This window comes from Streptomyces sp. NPDC031274 (assembly GCF_055570235.1).
On record NZ_JBVIHP010000509.1, the window covers coordinates 1 to 1020 of the forward strand.

Annotated in this window: 1 protein-coding gene and 1 pseudogene; both read right to left on the reverse strand. The window is 69.9% G+C overall.

Annotation, left to right across the window (positions count from 1 at the left end; genetic code table 11):
• Positions 1-317, reverse strand: a 317-nt coding sequence (locus ACZ5CR_RS47555) for a cation:dicarboxylate symporter family transporter (protein WP_468870316.1), incomplete at its 3' end; no start/stop codon positions are given.
• Positions 318-388: 71 nt separating this feature from the next.
• Positions 389-925, reverse strand: a pseudogene (locus ACZ5CR_RS47560) (isocitrate/isopropylmalate family dehydrogenase); the annotation flags it as partial.
• Positions 926-1020 lie beyond the last annotated feature (95 nt).

Sequence of the window (1020 nt, forward strand, 5' to 3'; positions counted from 1 at the left end):
GCGAGCGCGGCCAGGGTCCCGGCCTGGAAGTAGATCAGGGATTTCAGGCCGACCCTGCCGACCCGGCGCAGGCTGTCGACACCGCCGATGCCGGCGACGATCGTCAGGAAGACGATCGGCGTGATCAGCATTTTGATCGCGGAGACAAAGGTCGTGCCGACCGGTTCCAGGGCGACGCCCACAGAGGGCCAGAGCCAACCGGTCAGGACGCCCGCCACGATCGCGGTCAGGACCCAGAAGTACAGCTGTTTGTACCAGGGCTTGGACGGCGGTGTGGCCGGGGGCGTGCCGGTGGTGGTGGACGCGGTTCCTGCCATGGCGTTTCTCCTCGTCGAGGAACGTGGACGCAGCCGGGACGCGGTGCGGCTTTCCCGGCGCGGGGAATCGGTCAGAGCAGTGCGAGGAGCTTCTCTGTGAACTCGGTGGTCGTGGCGCTGCCGCCGAGGTCGGGGGTGCGGACGTCGGTCTTGGCGAGCAGCGCGGCGATGGCGTCGGTGACGTCCGTGGCCGCCTCGGGGTGGCCGAGGTGGTCGAGCATCATGGCCGCCGACCAGATCGCGCCGAGCGGATTGGCGATGCCGCGCCCGGCGATGTCGGGGGCGGAGCCGTGGACCGGCTCGAACATCGAAGGGAACTCGCGCTCCGGGTTGAGGTTGGCGGCCGGGGCGATCCCGATGGAGCCGGCCACGGCGGCGGCCAGGTCGCTGAGGATGTCACCGAAGAGGTTGGAGGCGACGACGACGTCGAAGCGGGTCGGGTCGAGGACGAACTTGGCGGCCAGCGCGTCGATGTGTTCCTGGTCCCAGGTCACCTGCGGGTGGTCGGCGCCGCGCTCGGCGACCAGCTCGTCCCAGAACGGCAGGGTGTGCACGATGCCGTTGGACTTGGTGGCGGAGGTGAGCCTTCCGCCGCGCTGCGTGGCCAGTCCTCATGCCACGGCGCCTGTCACCGCTGAACCCGTGAAAGGCGGACAGTCGAGGGTGGGGGGCGCCGAACGGTCAGCAGACGCTGTCGGTCGGC